The organism is Nonomuraea antri, from assembly GCF_013283785.1.
Taxonomy (GTDB): Bacteria; Actinomycetota; Actinomycetes; order Streptosporangiales; family Streptosporangiaceae; genus Nonomuraea; species Nonomuraea antri.
Genome location: NZ_JABCPZ010000553.1, coordinates 1 through 1,206, shown reverse-complemented (window position 1 = coordinate 1,206; position 1,206 = coordinate 1). Strand labels below are relative to the sequence as shown.

At 70.7% G+C, this 1,206-nt stretch carries 1 protein-coding gene and 1 pseudogene; one reads left to right on the top strand and one right to left on the bottom strand.

Features of this window, described 5'->3' with window-relative positions:
• Nucleotides 1-269: 269 nt before the first annotated feature.
• Entirely contained in the window at nucleotides 270-818 is a 549-nt protein-coding gene (locus tag HII36_RS55310) for a TetR/AcrR family transcriptional regulator (RefSeq protein WP_173531408.1), read from the bottom strand.
• A 108-nt stretch (nucleotides 819-926) separates the two neighbouring features.
• Here HII36_RS55310 and HII36_RS55305 point away from each other — a divergent pair.
• Nucleotides 927-1,206, top strand: a pseudogene (locus tag HII36_RS55305) (serine hydrolase domain-containing protein); the annotation flags it as partial.

Here is a 1,206-nt window from a genome sequence, read left to right as displayed (position 1 = left end):
TCGTCAGCGGCACGTCGATCGCGGCGGTGGCCGGCACGGTCAGCTCCACGTCGAGCGTGACGGTCTGCTTCTCGGTCGCCCCCCGTTCGGTGCACGTGTACGTGAGCGCGGTCGGCTCCGGGGCGCCGTAGGACAGGAGCAGGGCGGCGGTGGAGATGGCCAGGCGGACGCGCACGACGTCTCCCTCTCGCGACGAATGGGGCGCAAGAGGGGACGGCGGACACCCGCGTCAGGTTGACAAAGCTGTCCACATCCGGACAAGCCGCAGCTCAGCCCGGCTCGTCCGCCGTGAGGTAACGCTGGATGGACGGCCCGACCCAGGCCACCAGTTCGTCCTTGGACATCTCCGCCGCGGGCGGGAACGCCAGGATGTACCGGGCCAGCGCGACCCCGAGCAGCTGGGCGGCCACCAGCGCCGCGCGGGCCGGCGCCTGGATCGGGTCGCCGGTGAGCTTGACGATCGTCGGCCCCACCTGGCCGGCGAAGATGGCGCGCATCCGCTCGGCGGCCGCCTCGTTCGTGACGCCGGTGCGCAGTAGTACGCGCAGGCCGTCGTCCTCTTCCCAGCGGTCCAGGAAGTGCCTGACCAGGGCGGGGCCCGCCTGGTCCGCGGGCAGGTCGGGCAGCCGCAGGTCGAACTCGGCGGCGGCGGCGAACAGCTTCTCCTTGTTGCCGAAGTACCGCATCACCATGGCCGGGTCGATGCCGGCGTCGGTGGCGATGGCCCGGATCGTGGCCCGTTCGTAGCCGTCGGCGGCGAAGCGCTCCCTGGCGGCGGCCAGGATGAGCGCCTTGGTCTCGACGGAGGTTCTCCTCACCTCAACAAGTGTAGGCCAACATGCGTTGACTCGTGCTGGGCCGATCATCGGCACAAGATCCGTCCTGTACGGTTTCTTCCTGACATTTCTGTTACGGGGGAGTCAGTAGTGACGAAGCTCAGCCGCCGGACCCTGCTCGCCGCCGGCGCCACCGCCGTGCCCGCCGCCGCGCTGGCCTCGCTGCCCGCACTGCCTGCCGCGGGCGCCGCCGACCCGGTCGCGATCGGAACCGTCCCGGCGCAGCTGGCCAAGCTGGACAGCATGCTGAAGGCGTTCATCACGTCCAGGTCGGTCAGCTGCGCGCAGCTCGCCGTCTCCAGGAACGGCAAGATCCTGATGGCCCGCGGCTACGGGACGTACCGGTACAACTCCGCGCCCACGCCCAGCC